Here is a 15,475-nt window from a genome sequence, read left to right as displayed (position 1 = left end):
TCCCTGATCTTGTCGATCTTTTTGGCAAGATGGGGGTATTTTTCCTTGAGCTTGGCAAGAAAGTCTTCTGCGCGGGCGGCCAGTTCCATATCCGAAATTTCGGTGGCGGCAACATCGCCCGAGGCAGCCTTGGAGGCCTGCGAAAACTCGCGGTTAAAGTCCTTGTCTTCCATGGGGAAGCCCGGCAGACGCCCCACTTCCTGCAAGGCGTAACGGTAGGAGGCCGCCGTGCATTCCAGGTTGATCTGCTCGAGGAACAGCGCAAAGTCGGGGATGCGGTCCATGGGGATGACTACGTCCTCGTTCATTTTAAAGCCAGAGGTGCGCTTGGCGATGGCCGAGAGCCTGTGGCGGTCTTCCCAGAAGCGTTCGCCTTCCTTGTCGTCGGCAGCAACGATGATATCCACGTTGTCCTGCTGTTCCACAACGCCCACGATGTCGCCCACGCATTTGTCGAGCAGGTAGGGATCGTCGCCATCCACCTGAAGGATGATGACCGAAATGGGCGAGCCCTCGTATTTTTCGGACTTGCGCTTGTATTCGATGGCCTGCACGTACTTGGCGTTGAATTCTTCCATAGCCGACAGGTGGGCGTAGTCGCCTTCCTGCCTGATGCGGTTGCGCAGGGCCACCAGCTCGCGCACTACGATGGCAGCGGGGTGCATGGAGCGGCCAAAGAATTCAAGCACCATGACGCGGCTGTACTTGGGCTTGGGGTGAACGATAAAGCAGGCTTCGGTAATGATGCCGTCCACGCCTTCTTTCTGCATGCCCGGCAGGCCGCCCAAAACCTTGTTGGTCACGTCCTTGCCAAGGCCCGGCAGGCGGATTTCGTCGCCGCGCAGGTGCACCACGTTGCGCACGCCGCCGCTCACGTCCTTGACCACAAAGACGGCGGTTTCATCAGGCAGGATCTTGTGGCGAGGGTGGTTTTCGCGCTCAACGGTGATGATTTCACCCGTGGGCGTGACCATGCGCCACCACAGCAGGTTGTCCAGCGTGGTGCCGTATTCAAAGGCGCTGGGGCCGCCCGCGTTTTCAGAAACGTTGCCGCCGATGGTCGAGGCCTGCTTGGAAGCCGGGTCAACAGAAAACAGCGCGCCCTCGGCGTCCACGGCATTGATAACGGCTTGGGTGATGGCCCCGGCCTGACAGGTGACTGTCATGGTTTCAAGGTCAACAGGCCCGATGCGCGTCAGCCGCGTAAGGCTGACAATAACCGTGCGCTTGCGCGCGGGCACTGCGCCGCCGGTCATGCCGGAGCCGCCGCCGCGCGGAATGAGCGCAAACTTCATGTCGTTGGCAAGCTTCACAAGCTCGGCCACCTGCTCGGTATTGTCCGGCTCAACCACCAACAGGGGCAGTTCCATGCGCAGGTCGGTGGCGTCTGTTGCCGATTCCACCATGGCGGCGGGATTGGTCAGAATGCATTCATCGGGCAAAACGCCGTGCAGGGCGTCCACCAGTTTGGCGCGGAAGGCGGTTTCGGCCTCGTGGGCCGACCAGAACATGGTGAGGCCTTCGCTGATGGCCGTGGCGTAATAGTGCGCCAGGGAGACCGATTCCTTGTCATAGCTTTCGCGCACGCTGGTGCGCACGGTTTCCGCATTGATAAAGGGGTTGTAGGCCACCAGAAAAAGTTCTTCGGCTATGGCGATGGCCAGGTTGCGCACAGATTCGGGCCATTCTGCAAAGTCATCAATGTTGATGCGCAGAATCCTGTTCACCACATAGTCGGGAGAAATGGAGATATGCGGACCCTTGTGGGGCATGACGTTCTACCTCGTAAAGCTCGATGAAGCTCTTGCGGCGTTGCCGCCGGTCAAATCCGTGAAGACAGGCGGGGCATGCTCAATCCACCCCCTGTTTTCCCGCGCATTGGCGAGCCGCCCAATAGCCGACCATGCCGAACCGAGGCCCACAGTGATGCGGGGTCGGGCGGCATGGAAGTTTGGAAAAAACTCGCGCTCTCGGCAGGCCGCAGGCCGCCGACACTGCTCAAACCCATCGGGCAAGCCGAAGGTCTGCAACGCGGGGGAAGCCTTTTCTCTACGTTCTATATTGATTGATGGCAAGTGCGCAGGGCATTGGCCCAAGCCCGCCATACACCATCCTGTCTGCCATAACAGGATTAGTAGTCTTTGACATTTGGCAAGCTGTAGATATTCTTCTGCCAGACGGGGTGCCCTGAGCCTCCGGGTATTCATCTATGGAGCTATTCACATGCTTATCTTAAGTTTCCAGCCAATTACGGATGTTTTTGACTGGCTTCACTCCGCCTGGGAGCGTGCCGCTACCCAGCGCCGCGTGGCCCTGTGCATCCTCTGGGTATATCTGATCTCCCTGCTTGGGGTGGAACTCAAGCGCATGGGCATTCTGCCCCCGTGGCTTGCCGCGATTACGCCGCACAGCCATTTTTACGCCATCCATCTGGCCTTTACCCTGATTCTGGGGCTTGAGGTCATGAGTCTGATTCTGGCGATCCCCAGTTCCCTTTCGCAATCCATGGGCAAGCAGTTTGAGATACTTACCCTCATTTTGCTGCGCAACGCCTTTAAGGAACTGGCGCATTTGCCGGAGCCAGTCAGCGTGGTTGATGACCTGCTGCCGGTTATCAGCATCGCGGTTTCCGGTGCCGGTGCCTTGGCCGTGTATATGTGTCTTGGGCTTTACAAGCGCATTGCACGGCAGCATCTGCATTTTATCGCCACGGCTGATCTGCGCATGCGCTACGTCATGAGCAAGAAAATGCTGGCGCTGGCTTTATTTGTCATCTTCTTGTTCATAGGCTCCCGCGATTTCATGCATTTTGTGAAAACCGGTGAAGACCTCAAATTTTTTGAAACTCTCTACACCGTGCTGATTTTTGCAGATATCGCCATGGTGCTCATCGCACAGCGGTATATGCCCGCCTTTCACGCCGTGTTCCGCAATTCGGGTTTTGTCATAGGCACATTGCTCATGCGGCTGGCCCTTTCCGCAAGCCCCTTGTGGAGCCCCGCCATCGGTCTTTTCGCCGCGCTCTTTGTGCTGGCAGTGACTTGGGGCACCAATTACTTCACGCCGCTGCGGCATCAGGGCTACTGCGTGCGTGAGGTGGAATCCACTGATTAGAGCCCGTTTACAGGGAAAGCCTGCACGGGGAAGCTGTTTCGCCGTGCAGTCTTTTTTTATGGCGCAGAATTGCTCTGGTCGCCTTGCAGCACTGGACAGCGCAGGCAATCATAACTGGCAACGTCCGCGCTCCAGTTGGTCAACTTAACGCCAAAGCTGCACCATATAGGTAAATAGGACCCCCGATCATCGAAAGATGGTCGGGGGTTTTTGCGTGACCGGCTCTACACCAAAGGCGGGGCATAGCGTCTCCGGCCTGAACAACCATTCCTATATTTCCCGTCTTTCAGCCCAACAAAATATGTAAAAATCAGGAGAACGATGATAGGCCAGTGAACCCGCACCAAGCCAAAAAAATTTTGCTTTAATTTCCTCGATTGTTGGGAATACCATGTAAAACCCTGACCCCTTAAACTATAAAACATGAGGCCCAAAAATCCCGGTAACGCTCAAAAGGAGCCAGAGAAAAAAGAATGCGGGAATCAGCGCTGCAAGCAAAAAAAACACGCAAATGGGCACCTTGAACAATAAGGAAGTGCGGCCCTGCAACCTGAAAATGCACACATGCACCAGCAACAAACAGACAAACGAGAACGCAGCCCCCTGAACAGAAATAATTGCCGTACTGGCCGTCCAGGCAGTTATCTTTTCAAAACCCGCGAAAGTAGTGATCCACTGGGCACCATCCGGCCACATTTTGTCTGCACCGCTCAGAAGGAAGACGGTGACATAAAGCCAAATATTTTTTTGCAGCTTAAACAATGGCAAAAAAATTATGACTCCAACAGCGCCAATTACCTGAAAAAAGTAGCCATCTTCCCTGTAAAGCGAAAGCCATCCCAGATAGGTAAAGAGCAATGTGATGAAAACAGGCCAGTATTCTTTCCAGCCAGCCAGCATACCAGTTTTTATTTCCGCGCTTGTTGGGAACGCCATGTAAACCCTCAATAGCTGTTTATGTGCTTTGCTCGGCCGGACTCAAATTGGGGCAGAAAAAATAAAAATAATTTTTCAAGATTTGCAAGAAATTTCAGCTTTTCTGCCCTGCCATAGACTCTGCACGAAATCATAACCATATGAAAATTTTATTTTTTCACATGATCAAATACACTTGTTTGCCAAACTAACAAGGACAAATAACTACTGAAACGTTTCAATCTTACAAAAACGCCCGCCTCTGCTATATCTCCTCCAAACCCTTTAAGGAGGACCAGAGAAAAAACGCTTGTGTTGCCCTAAAAGGCAGAAACCACTGCCAGCAGCAACAGACTAAATCCCTTAGCTAAGGGTATGTTACGGTTTTGTGCACGGCAATAAGAATATTCGTTTCTACATAATCCGTAGGCCATAGCAAAGCCCACGGTCGTCTCATGATGGTATGACCCCCATCAGGCAGACAAAGCAAAAAAGCTCCACAAGGCTTCAACTTTGAAACCATGATGGGGGGCTTTTATGGCCGAAGATAAGAAGACTACACAGTCACCGGCATTTACCATGTTTCGGAATTTGCTTGAACGTAACTTCAAAACTGAACGATCCCGGAAAAGGTTCGGCCAGTTTTCCCCGGTAGAATACCGGGAAAAACTGGCCGCTTAATCATCGCCACTGGGGCGTTTTAACTATCTATTGGCAGGGGAGAACAGCCTGGGTTTAGTAGGCGTGCTCGTCCTTGAGGTCATCGTGCGTCACAGGGGCGGAGAAGGTCTTGTACAACCAGAACTGGTACGCAAGCACGATGGGCACCATGACCAGAGCCACGCCCAGCATGATCTTGAGCGTCAGCTGGCTCGAAGCGCCGTTAAAGGCCGTGACCGTGGCGGCAGGATCAATGGAAGATATGATCATGCCGGGGAACATGCCCGCAACGCCAAAGAAGGTAACGCCAAGAATGAACACGGCGCTGCATGCCCAGGCCAGCCACAGCTTGCCCGCACCCAGCATGACGCGCGCGCCCACAAGGCCCGCCAGCGCCAGCAAGGGCAGAACAAACAGAACAGGCATGGCCAGATAGTTTGCATACAGCTTGGTGTACATGGCGGTGAGAACCAGAAAGACCACCAGCAGCAACAGCATGACAGGCCACAGGAAGGTGGCTGAGGCCACAGCGCGGGTTTGCAGGCTGCCTGTGCTCTTGATGGCCAGCCACAGGGAGCCGTGCAGCAGGAACATGCACAAAAAGAACACGCCGCCCGCAAGGCCGTAAATGCTCAACAGACCAAGCAGGTTGCCGTGGTACACGCCCTTGGCGTCAATGGGAATGCCCATGAACAGGTTGGCGAAAGCCACGCCGAGAAGCACGCAGGGGATAAGGTTGGCAAGAAAGTGCACACCGTCCCACAGGGCGCGCCAGCTGTCGTGTTCCACCTTGTTGCGGAACTCGAAGGAAACAGCCCTGAAAATAAGGGCGAACAGCAGCAGAAGCAGCGGGGCGTACAACGCGCTGAACATGACCGCATAGGCCTTGGGAAAGGCCGCAAAGGTCACGCCGCCAGCGGAAATAAGCCATACTTCGTTGCCGTCCCAGAAGGGCCCGGCAGCGTTGTACATGATGCGGCGCTCAGACTCGTTTTTGCCCAAAAAGGGCAGCAACGCGCCAAGGCCCAGATCAAAACCGTCCAGAATAAAGTACACGGCCCACAACAACGCCCACAGCACAAACCAGATGGTTTCCAACATGGCTATACCTCCTGGGCGTCAGGGCCCTTGATGGCGTATTTACGCAGCAAGTAAATGTCCAGAAGGCCCAGCAGGGAATACACCACAATGAACGCACCCAGCGAAATGGCGACATTCTCTGCCGGAACTGGCGAAACCGCGTCGGAAGTGCGCATGAGACCATAAACAATCCAGGGCTGGCGGCCAATTTCGGCCACTGCCCAACCCAGCATGATGGCAACGTAGGGCAGGGGGATGTTCCACACCAGAGCCTTGAGCAGCAGGGGGCAGGGTTCGTCCTTCTTGCGTTGCAAAAAAGCGCCCACGGCCAGCAGCACGAACAGGCCCGCCATGGCGATCATGCCACGGAAGCTCAGGAAGGTAGGCATGACCGGGGGGCGGTCTTCCTTGGCAAAATCCTTGAGGCCCTTCACTTCGGCCTTGGTGTCGCCGTAGGCAATCCAGCTCAGCAGACCGGGAATGCCAATGGCCTGGACCTTGTTGCCTTCATTGGCTTCGTCAGGCCATGCCAGCAGGTAGAAAGGCACGTTGCGCCCGGTTTCCCAGTGGGATTCCAGCGCGGCCAGCTTGGCAGGCTGCACCTGGGCCACAGTCTTGCCCTGCTGGTCGCCCGAAAGGCCCAGCAGCAAGACAAGAATCAGGGTGAAAGGCGCGGCCATCTTGAAGGAGGCCCTGAAAAAATCCACCTGGCTCTTGCGCAGCAAATGCCAGGCCGAAACGCCCAGCACAAAAAAGCCGCCCAGCGCCCACGATGCCAGCACCGTATGCGCGTACATGCCCCAGGCGTAGCCATTGGTCACCACCTGCCAGAAGTTGGCAAGCTCAGCGCGCCCGACGGTCTCATTGATGGTATAGCCCACCGGGTGCTGCATAAAGCCGTTGGCAAGAATGATCCACAGGGCGGAAAGGTTGCCCGCAAATGCCACAATGTAAATTGAGGCAAGATGCATTTTTTTGCCAACGCGTTTCCAGCCAAAGTGCCACACTGCAAGGAACGTGGATTCCAGAAAAAAGGCCACCGTGGCTTCAATAGCCAGCAGGGAGCCGAAAATATCGCCCACGTATTCCGAGTAGCGGGACCAGTTGGTGCCGAACTGGAACTCAAGCGTGATGCCCGTCACCACGCCCAGTGTAAAGTTGATGAGAAAAAGTTTTCCCCAAAATTTGGCTTGTTTTTTCCAGAATTCGTCTCCGGTACGCACATAGCGGGTTTCCATCCAGGCGAGAATGACGGAAAGACCGAGCGTAAGCGGTACGAATATGAAATGGAAAAAAACGGCCACAGCGAATTGCAAACGCGAAAGCATTACAACGTCCATGTAGGCCCTCCTTGAATATCCTTCTGGCGAGATAGCTTTTTTCCCATCAAATGGCAAGTAGTTACGAATATCATTTTGCCCGTAAGAGTATAAATCTTGCGGGCTTGATGTTTTATCCCCCTTTCATATGAAATATTGGGTTGGAATGTCCGTGCGTGCCTGTCTGCCTGTTTTACAGGGTGCCGGACGCGCGTCTTTCCCTGCGTTGCCACTGCCGCGCGGAAAAATGCCGTAAAATTTGGCAAATCCCCCTTGAAAATTCAGCGGGGGATATTATTTTCAACTATATCTTTTTTCAGGAGGTTTGTCATGGCAGAGGCTGGTAAGAATTCCCGCCAATTCCGCGCTGAGGTGCGCAAAGTCCTGCATATCCTCACCAATTCGCTCTATACAAATCGCGAAATTTTTTTGAGGGAACTTGTTTCCAACGCCTCGGACGCGTTGGATAAATTGCGTTATCGCATGAACAGGGGCGAAAGCCCGCGTCTTGCTGATATTCCCCTTGAAATCCGCATCAGCCTGGACAAGGACGCCAAGGTCCTGACCATTGCCGATACCGGCGTTGGCATGACCGCAGATGAACTGGCTGAAAACCTTGGCACCATTGCCAGATCCGGCTCCGAGCAGTTTTTGGCCGATATTGCGGCTGAAAATGCCGCCAGCGGCAGCGACGCGACAAAGCCCGAAGACGGGGAGGAGGGCGAAACCTCCGGTACGGCGGATGCGGCAAATATTATCGGCCGTTTTGGCGTGGGCTTTTATTCCGTCTTTATGGTGGCCAGCAAGGTGGAAGTTACCTCGCGTCCGGCTTTTGGCGATGATGCCGAAGCCAGCGTGTGGGTCAGCGATGGCCTTGGCACCTTTACCGTTGAACCCGCAACCGGGGATGAACCCGCGCGCGGTACGGTCATCAAGGCATGGCTCAAGGACGATGCCGCCGAATTTGCGGAGAAGTTCCGCGTTGAGTCGGTTATCCGCAAGCACTCGGCCTTTGTTCCCTTCCCTGTCCTCGTGGATGGCGAGCGGGTCAACACCCAGCCCGCGCTGTGGCGCGAGCCCAAGTTTTCGGTCACCAGGGAACAGTACGATTCCTTTTACAAAGCCCTGACATATGACGCCAAGGAGCCGCTGGACACACTGCATCTTTCTGTGGATGCGCCTGTGCAGTTTAACGCCCTCCTGTTCACGCCCGATTCGGCGCAGGATTTTTTTGGTGCCGACCGTGAATTCTGGGGGCTTGATCTTTATGCCCGCCGCGTGCTCATCCAGCACCGCAACAAAGAGCTGGTGCCTGAATATCTGGCCTTCCTCAAAGGCGTGGTCGATACGGAAGATCTGCCCCTGAACATCTCGCGCGAGACGCTTCAGGAAAACGTGGTGCTGCGCAAGATCAACCAGGTGCTGGTCAAACAGACCCTGGGCCATCTTGAAAAGCTGGCAAAGGACGATGCGGAAAAATACAGCCGCTTCTGGAAGCTGCACGGCAAGGTTTTCAAGCTGGGGTACCACGACTACGCCAACCGCGAGCGCATCAGCGCCTTGCTGCGGTTCAATTCCTCGTCCCTCGCTGATGCGGAGGCGCTCACCAGCCTTGATGAATACATGGCCCGCGCTCCCGAAGGGCAAAAGACCATCTGGTATGTGGCTGCGCCCAACCGAGAGGCCGCCCGCCTCAATCCGCACATGGAGCGCTTCCGCCGCAAGGGCGTTGAAGTGCTGTGGCTGTACGAGCCTGTGGACGAATTTGTCATGGACGGCCTTGCCAAGTACAAGGACTGGGAATTCAAGTCTGTGGAAACAGCGGCGGATGATGCCCTGAAAGACTTTGCCGACAAGGAGCAGCCGGAACACGAAGCCGCCGCGCCGCTTTCTGACGATGATTCGGCAAGCTTTGACGCCCTGCTTGGCAAGATGAAGGAAATACTGGGCGACAAAGTAACGGACGTGCGTGTTTCTCACCGTCTGGCAGACAGCCCCGCAGTGCTGGTTTCGCCCGATGGCGGCTTGTCGTCCTCCATGGAAAAACTGCTCAAGGTCATGCAGAAGGATGACTCCATCCCTGTGAAGGTGCTGGAGGTCAACCGCGATCATCCCCTGCTGCGCAGCATGTTGCGCATGTTCAAGGCTGACGCGGACGACAGGATCCTGGCTGACATGACGGGCTGCCTGTTTGACTCCAGCCTGCTGCTGGACGGCTACCTCAAGGATCCTCAGGCATTGGCGGCCCGCACGGGCAAGCTGCTTGAAGAAGCCGCCGCATGGTACACGGAAGTCCGTAAGATATAACTCTGGCCGGGATGCCGCAAAAGCATCCGAGCTGGCGAAATAGAGAAACGGCCCTTGTGGATTGTCACAGGGGCCGTTTCTGTTGCAAATGCTGGCTGAATGTGGGGTTTTAGTACACCACGCTGTACGACATGACCTCTGGCCGATGGAAGAAAAATTCCACACGCCGGTTCATGGCGCGGCTCTGTTCGTCAATGCCCGGCTTGAGGGGGCGCGTATCGCCGTAGCTCACAGCGCGCATGCGTGTGGGTTTGATGCCCTTTTCGGCAAGAAAATGCACCATGGCCGAAGCACGCGCGCCGGAAAGCTCCCACGCGGAGGCAAATGGCGGTCTGGCCTCGGTGGAGTCAGCGTGCCCGCGCACCACAAGGTAAAGATTGTATTCGTTCATGAGTTTCAGCACCGCTTCCAGCACCTTGGTGCCTTCGGGCAGCAGGTCAACGCTGCCGGGGCGGAACATGACGTCCGAATTGACGCGCAACTGCACGCCCACGTCATCCGCGCTGATGCCCGATGAATTTTGCGGCACGGCATCTGCCATGAGCATCTGCTTGATTTTTTGCGCGATGGCGTAGTGCGACTTTTCAACCTCGTTGATCTTGAGGTCGCGCGCATCAATTTTATCCGTATTCTGAATGAACGGATTGTTTGATATGGGGGATGTTGAACTGGAGTCAAAATTGCGCTCGCCGCTGAAGTACGCGGCAAGACCCGCCTTGGTGTCGGGCGGCACCATGCTGAGGATCCACAGCAGAAGGAAGAAGGCCATCATGGCCGTAACAAAGTCGGCATACGCCACTTTCCATGCGCCGCCGCCCATAGGCTTTCTCCTTCGTAGTATTCTGCGCCGGGCCTCGCGCTTTTGCCGACGGCATAAAAATCAGCCATCCGCGCCCTTGATGCACAAACCATAGCAGGTTTTTACAGAAGGGCAAAATATCTGCGCCCGCACTCCCCGATTTGGGGGGCAGCCAGCCCGTTTGCCATGGCTTAGCCGCTCTTGAGCCGTTCTTCCATTTCGGCAAACGAGGGACGGAAGGGGTAGGGAATGGCTCTGCGCCCGTATTCCACGGCGATCAGCGGAGTTGATCCGCGAATGGCGGCAGCCACGGCTTCCTTGATGGCGTTAAAATAAAAATGTTCTTCGGCCACGTAGTTTTCAAGCTTTGCGCCCATGGGGCCAAAGAGGCCATAGCAGGCAAGAATACCAAAAAACGTGCCGACAAGCGCTGCCGCGATGTAGTGGCCAAGAACTTCCGGCGGTTCGTTAATCTTGCCCATGGCCAAAACCACGCCCAGAACGCAGGCCACAATACCCATGCCCGGCAGTGATTCGGCCATGTGCGCCACGGCGTGGGCAGGCAAGATGCCTTCTTCGCGCATGGTTTCGATATCCACGTCCATGAGGCTGTCGATATCTGCGGGGTCGCCGGTGGTCAGGTACACGCGCAACGTGTCGCCTACAAAGTTCACCAGCACGGTATCTTTGGAAATATTGGGATATTTGCTGAAAATCGGGCTGGATTCTGGTTTTTCAACATCGCTTTCAATACTGATCACGCCCTCGCGGTGCATTTTGGAAAAGAGCGCGTACAGCAGGGCAAGAGTCTCAAGGTAGTGGTTTTTGCTGGAACCAGGGTCGGCAAACAGGTGTTTGAGGCTTTTGACAACCAAACCAAAGGTGTATTTGGTCTGCGAACCAAAAAACGCCCCAAGGCCGCAACCCAGAATAATGATGAACTCGGCGGGCTGAAAAAGAACGCCCCATTCGCCATGGGCCATGGTGTAGCCCGTGCCGACTGAAGCCGCAACAATGACCAGTCCTATAAGTAAGTACATACTTCCGCCTGTTCGCTCTATGCCTTACCGGGCAAGGAAACCCCGTAAAGCTCGTGTGTTGCCTGGTTGGCGGAATTTTGACCACTCCGCTCACCAATCGCGCCTGTACAGCGCGTTCAGGCCTTCTTTAATGCTTAACGCCCGTGATGCTAATAGCTTTAGCCCATGACGCCGAAAAGGCAAGCCCCGGGCAAAATACCTTTACCCGACAACCGGAGCTGTTTGCCTTGCCATTTGGCCCTGATAAGTGTTTTTGTCAGGGCCGCAGCCAGGTCTGTTAACGGCCCAGGATGCCGCGAACCAGCCCTTCCGCGCCCTTTGCCGCGTCCTTGGTGGTGCTTCCGGCTTCCTTGCCCGTTTTCAGCAATGCGCCCGGCAGATTTTTTGCCATATCAAGGGCAAAACGCGGGTCAACACCATACGAAATGTCACTCAAAGGCCCTTTGGCCGTCACAGGAATTGTCAGCCCCATGGTTTTGATGTCCAGGGCCGCGTCCATGTACTGTTTGGGCAGGCTGATGCGCGCCTTGCCCGCAGCGTTGAGGGTGGCGGAGGTAACCGTGATGGGACTTGCGTTGATTTCGCCATCGCGGGCGGTAAAGGGCGCACGGGCCAGATCAAAACGGTCGGGCAACGGTCCCCCCTTGCCGGTGAGCGAGGGGATGCTCTTGGAAAGTTCCGCCATGGCCGGAACATGCAGGCGGCGTATTTCAAGCAGCCCGCGTCCGCCAAGACTTTGGCGAATATCATTGGCGTCCGCGCACTTCATGGTCACATCCGCATCCAGCGAGGCCTGCCCGTCGGCCAGCCGACCCTTTCCAAGGGCAACCAGCAACGGGCCAACCTCCACATCGGCGGCCTGCGCCTTGAGAGCGCAAGTTTCAGTCGCCATATCCATGCTGCCGGTGGACTTGATGAGCCCGCCGCTGCCAAGGCTGGCGGTCAAGGAGGTCAGGGCGTAGCGTCCTTTTTCTCCCTTGATGGCCAGCGCAATGTCTTTTACCTGCAATCCGCCCTTGATGATGCCAGCCATTTTGGCGCGGATGTCCAGCCCCGGCATGCGCCGTGCCGCTTCCGCATCCGGCTTGGCGCGCTTGCCGCTGGCTGCTGCGCCGTCGTGCCCCGCGGGTTTGGTTTCCGTTGCATTTTTGCCGGATTCTGCCTGGGGCAGATAGGGATCAAGATTGAGCATGCCGGTCTGCACGTCAGCAGTCACGAGCATGGGGGCGTTTTCGGGCAGGTCAAGGCGCAGACCGCCGCGCAGGGAAAGATCGTCGAGTTGCAGAAGCATCTGGCTGAGGTTCAGGGCATTGGCGGTATAGCGTACCATTGTTCTGAAGCGCAGATCGTCCTTGGCTGGGGGCGTCGCCAGTTTGTGGCCTGCCAGCGCGGCAAGCTTGTGGGGCGAGCCTTCCATTTCAAGAGCACCGTTGAATGCCAGGGGGGTCAACCCACCTTCGCCGGATGCGCTCACCCGCGCCTGGGGCGTAGTGAGCAAGGCCTTGCTCAACTGGAGGTGCAGATCGCTCAGCCGCAACGACCCTTCACAGGTAAGCTGCAAAGGCCCGGCTTCCTTGGGCAGCGCTCCGGTGAGCGGGGTGACTGTCAGCGCGGTCTGCCGGAAAAGCAGCTGGGGCGGCGCGTAGCGCAGGCGGGAAGAAAATGCCAGCGTACCCGAAATGCTGTTTGCACCAGGCTTGGCAGAGGGGGCCGCAGGCTCGGCGGCGCTGTCGCCAAAAATAAAGGCAAAATCGCACTGCACCACGGCTTCTTGTCCGGTGCGCAGATTCTCTACAGACAAGTTTACATCATCAACGCGAAGTGTTTTTCCATTTGCGCTTGTGTAGGTCACAACACCCTGACGCAGTACAAGACGTTTCAGCTCAATGGGAAGGGCTGGCGGAGTCGCAGCGGCGGGTTTGGTTTCAACGGCGGGTTTTTCTGCGTCCGGCTTGGCGGCGGCAACGGCCTTGCCTTCGCGGATTTCAATCATGGGGCTGTTCAACCGTACTTCACGCACGATAACATTGCCCGTAAGCAGGGGGCTCAGCTCCAGTTGGGCCATGCCGCTTTTGACGGAGATGACCACGCCCTGCCCATCGCTGGCGCTGCCCCAATGAGCCTGTCCAAAATTGACGCCGGGGGGGAAAAAGGAAATTCCTGGCGGGCTGTCAAACGTTAACGGCTGCCCGGTGGCTTTGGCCGTGGCATCGGCTATCTGCCGCACCACAAAGCCAGCGTCTACCCTGCTGAGCAGAACAGCCGCCGCCACGGCCAGAACCGTGGCGCCACCCAGAATCCATAAAAATACACGCTTCATTGAAACTCCGCAGGTATTTGCGGCCCTGGCGGCCGCGTAAACCGCCGTCCCCTTCAGGGTTGCGGCGGGTATTTGTATGACCACCATTTCTTTTATACGAAAAGCTGGCAAGCAGTGCAAGGCGAAGAATGCGCAGCGCAGCAGGTCAGTTCTGTACCTTGGCGGACTGCACGAGCGCATCGGTTGCGGTCGTTTCCCTCAATCCATATATTGTCGGAAAGATATCATAAAAGACACAGCACTGAACGGACATTGCCGCAGGTGCAGGGAGGATTACCGCGCATGGCGGCCAGATCGGTTCACACGGCACAAGCGGGGCCGGGGCGCTCTTTGCCTCCGGCTCTCATGATTCAGGGAACATGCTCAAACGCGGGCAAAAGTCTGATAACGGCGGCCGTATGTCGTCTGCTGGCGCGCAGGGGGCTGCGGGTTGCGCCCTTCAAGGCGCAGAACATGGCGCTCAATTCATTTGTAACCAGCAACGGCAAGGAAATGGGCCGCGCTCAGGTCTTGCAGGCCGCCGCCTGCGGTCTCGCGCCAGACGTGCGCATGAACCCGGTGCTGCTTAAGCCCACGTCCAACGTGGGTTCCCAGGTTATTGTACTGGGCGAAGCCGTGGGGCACATGCGCGTGGGCGAGTATCTCGCCTATAAGCCGGAAGCCTGGAAGGCCGTGCGCCGCGCCTACCGCAGTCTGGCCGCAGATATGGATGTCATGGTGCTTGAAGGGGCGGGCAGTCCGGCTGAGATCAACCTCAAGGCGCACGACATCGTTAACATGCGCATGGCCCGTTATGCCGGGGCGCATGTGGCCCTGGTGGCGGATATTGACCGTGGCGGGGCCTTCGCGGCCCTGGCGGGCACCATGGCCCTGCTCACCCGCGCGGAGAGGGGGCGGGTAGGGGGCTTTATTCTCAATAAGTTTCGGGGCGATGCCAGCCTGCTGGATCCCGCCCTGACCATGCTCCAGAAGCGCACGGGCAAGCCCTTTTGGGGGGTGGTGCCCATGCTGGAAAACCTGCGCCTGCCCGAAGAGGACTCCGTAAGCTTCAAGGAAGGCCTGACCCCAGGCCTGCGCATGGGGCAAACTTCTGGTGGCTCCGGCTTGCTGGATATTGTGGTGCCCGATCTGCCGCATTTGAGTAATGCCACGGATCTTGACGCCCTGCGGGACGAGCCGGGGGTACAGTTGCGTATTGTGCGCCACGCGGATCAGTGGGGAGCACCTCATGTGGTCATTCTGCCGGGCAGCCGCAATACCGTGGGGGATCTGCGCTTTTTGCGGCGCGCCGGGCTGGCCGGGCTGGTTCAGGATTTTGCCAGTCAGTGCCTGACGCGCGGCACTGGGGCGCTGGTGGGCATCTGCGGGGGATTGCAGATGCTTGGAGCCGAAATAGCTGACCCTCTGCTGATTGAAGAAGGCGGATGCGAGCCGGGGCTTGGCCTGCTGCCCCTCAGCACAAGGCTGCTGGCAGCCAAGCGCCTGTGCCGCGCCGCCGGATGGGCGGAGGCCTGTGTGACCGGGGCAGAACGCCAGGCCGTGACAGGCTATGAAATCCATCACGGCGAGACTTCCTCCGTGCGCGGAGAATTGTCGGATATGGCGGGTGAACCAGCGCTGGGAGATGCCGCGTCTTCCGCCATGCGGGTTGTGATGAACGACTCAGAGGGCCGCCCCTTGGGTTGGGGGCGGTGTGATGCGCGGGGTTGCGCCCGCGTGTGGGGCAGTTATCTGCACGGCCTTTTTGACGAGGATGCCTTTCGCCATGCCTTTCTGCGCCAGCTGCGGCATGAGGCAGGTTTGCCGCCAATGCAGGAAACAGCCTACAGCCTCGGCCTCGAGCTGGACAGGCTGGCCGATGCTGTGGAAGCAGCGTTGGACATGCCAGCCATACTCGACCTGCTGCAGCTGGTTTGAGCAG

The 15,475-nt window shown here is 57.0% G+C and carries 11 protein-coding genes; 4 read left to right on the top strand and 7 right to left on the bottom strand.

The features are described 5' to 3' along the window. The coding region (locus VEZ52_RS08250) for an FAD-binding oxidoreductase (protein ID WP_324836399.1) at positions 1–1,772 on the bottom strand (1,772 nt) is incomplete at its 3' end. 75 nt (positions 1,773–1,847) lie between these two features. Here VEZ52_RS08250 and VEZ52_RS08245 point away from each other — a divergent pair. Together VEZ52_RS08245 and VEZ52_RS08240 are read left to right on the top strand one after the other, a co-directional pair. Then, entirely contained in the window at positions 1,848–2,069 is a 222-nt protein-coding gene (locus tag VEZ52_RS08245) for a hypothetical protein (protein WP_324836398.1), read from the top strand. Between the two features lie 154 nt (positions 2,070–2,223). Continuing rightward, the gene (locus VEZ52_RS08240) at positions 2,224–3,114 is read left to right on the top strand and encodes a hypothetical protein (RefSeq protein WP_324836397.1); all 891 of its coding nucleotides are present in this window, start codon (positions 2,224–2,226) and stop codon (positions 3,112–3,114) included. A gap of 414 nt (positions 3,115–3,528) precedes the next feature. Here the strand turns inward: VEZ52_RS08240 and VEZ52_RS08235 are convergent, their stop codons facing one another. The 3 genes from VEZ52_RS08235 to VEZ52_RS08225 form a co-directional block, all read right to left on the bottom strand. Continuing rightward, positions 3,529–4,050 carry a hypothetical protein gene (locus VEZ52_RS08235; RefSeq protein ID WP_324836396.1) on the bottom strand — a complete coding sequence of 174 codons (522 nt, stop codon included), beginning with the start codon at positions 4,048–4,050 and terminating at the stop codon, positions 3,529–3,531. Positions 4,051–4,764: 714 nt separating this feature from the next. After that, the gene (cydB, locus tag VEZ52_RS08230) at positions 4,765–5,790 is read right to left on the bottom strand and encodes a cytochrome d ubiquinol oxidase subunit II (RefSeq protein ID WP_324836395.1); all 1,026 of its coding nucleotides are present in this window, start codon (positions 5,788–5,790) and stop codon (positions 4,765–4,767) included. A gap of 2 nt (positions 5,791–5,792) precedes the next feature. Continuing rightward, positions 5,793–7,109 carry a cytochrome ubiquinol oxidase subunit I gene (locus VEZ52_RS08225; RefSeq protein WP_324836394.1) on the bottom strand — a complete coding sequence of 439 codons (1,317 nt, stop codon included), beginning with the start codon at positions 7,107–7,109 and terminating at the stop codon, positions 5,793–5,795. A gap of 309 nt (positions 7,110–7,418) precedes the next feature. Here VEZ52_RS08225 and htpG point away from each other — a divergent pair, with 309 nt between their 5' ends. Continuing rightward, positions 7,419–9,395 (top strand): molecular chaperone HtpG, encoded by a 1,977-nt coding sequence (htpG, locus tag VEZ52_RS08220; protein WP_324836393.1) that lies wholly within the window; start codon positions 7,419–7,421, stop codon positions 9,393–9,395. Positions 9,396–9,504: 109 nt separating this feature from the next. Here the strand turns inward: htpG and VEZ52_RS08215 are convergent, their stop codons facing one another. The 3 genes from VEZ52_RS08215 to VEZ52_RS08205 all read right to left on the bottom strand — a co-directional run bounded on the left by VEZ52_RS08215 (position 9,505) and on the right by VEZ52_RS08205 (position 13,554). Further along, positions 9,505–10,215, bottom strand: coding sequence for an OmpA/MotB family protein (locus VEZ52_RS08215; protein ID WP_298997635.1), 711 nt, complete (start codon positions 10,213–10,215; stop codon positions 9,505–9,507). 170 nt (positions 10,216–10,385) lie between these two features. Continuing rightward, on the bottom strand, positions 10,386–11,234 hold the full coding sequence (motA, locus tag VEZ52_RS08210) for a flagellar motor stator protein MotA (protein WP_240823217.1): 849 nt from the start codon (positions 11,232–11,234) through the stop codon (positions 10,386–10,388). Between the two features lie 277 nt (positions 11,235–11,511). Beyond that, a complete protein-coding gene (locus VEZ52_RS08205; protein WP_324836392.1) occupies positions 11,512–13,554 on the bottom strand; it encodes an AsmA family protein in 2,043 nt (680 codons plus the stop codon). Between the two features lie 282 nt (positions 13,555–13,836). On the opposite strand from VEZ52_RS08205, the gene VEZ52_RS08200 reads away from it, so the two are divergent. Beyond that, positions 13,837–15,471 carry a cobyric acid synthase gene (locus VEZ52_RS08200; RefSeq protein ID WP_324836391.1) on the top strand — a complete coding sequence of 545 codons (1,635 nt, stop codon included), beginning with the start codon at positions 13,837–13,839 and terminating at the stop codon, positions 15,469–15,471. Positions 15,472–15,475: the final 4 nt, after the last annotated feature.

The organism is Desulfovibrio sp., from assembly GCF_035644575.1.
In the GTDB taxonomy this organism is placed as follows: Bacteria; Desulfobacterota; Desulfovibrionia; order Desulfovibrionales; family Desulfovibrionaceae; genus Desulfovibrio.
This window is presented reverse-complemented; position numbering and strand designations above follow the sequence as displayed.

Excerpts from the sequence above, each read along its gene's own strand:
- VEZ52_RS08240 (WP_324836397.1), top strand. The coding sequence starts at position 2,224 with ATGCTTATCTTAAGTTTCCAGCCAATTACGGATGTTTTTGACTGGCTT.
- motA (WP_240823217.1), bottom strand. The coding sequence starts at position 11,234 with ATGTACTTACTTATAGGACTGGTCATTGTTGCGGCTTCAGTCGGCACG.
- VEZ52_RS08235 (WP_324836396.1), bottom strand. The coding sequence starts at position 4,050 with ATGGCGTTCCCAACAAGCGCGGAAATAAAAACTGGTATGCTGGCTGGC.
- VEZ52_RS08245 (WP_324836398.1), top strand. The coding sequence starts at position 1,848 with ATGCTCAATCCACCCCCTGTTTTCCCGCGCATTGGCGAGCCGCCCAAT.
- htpG (WP_324836393.1), top strand. The coding sequence starts at position 7,419 with ATGGCAGAGGCTGGTAAGAATTCCCGCCAATTCCGCGCTGAGGTGCGC.
- VEZ52_RS08200 (WP_324836391.1), top strand. The coding sequence starts at position 13,837 with ATGGCGGCCAGATCGGTTCACACGGCACAAGCGGGGCCGGGGCGCTCT.
- VEZ52_RS08215 (WP_298997635.1), bottom strand. The coding sequence starts at position 10,215 with ATGGGCGGCGGCGCATGGAAAGTGGCGTATGCCGACTTTGTTACGGCC.
- cydB (WP_324836395.1), bottom strand. The coding sequence starts at position 5,790 with ATGTTGGAAACCATCTGGTTTGTGCTGTGGGCGTTGTTGTGGGCCGTG.
- VEZ52_RS08225 (WP_324836394.1), bottom strand. The coding sequence starts at position 7,109 with ATGGACGTTGTAATGCTTTCGCGTTTGCAATTCGCTGTGGCCGTTTTT.
- VEZ52_RS08205 (WP_324836392.1), bottom strand. The coding sequence starts at position 13,554 with ATGAAGCGTGTATTTTTATGGATTCTGGGTGGCGCCACGGTTCTGGCC.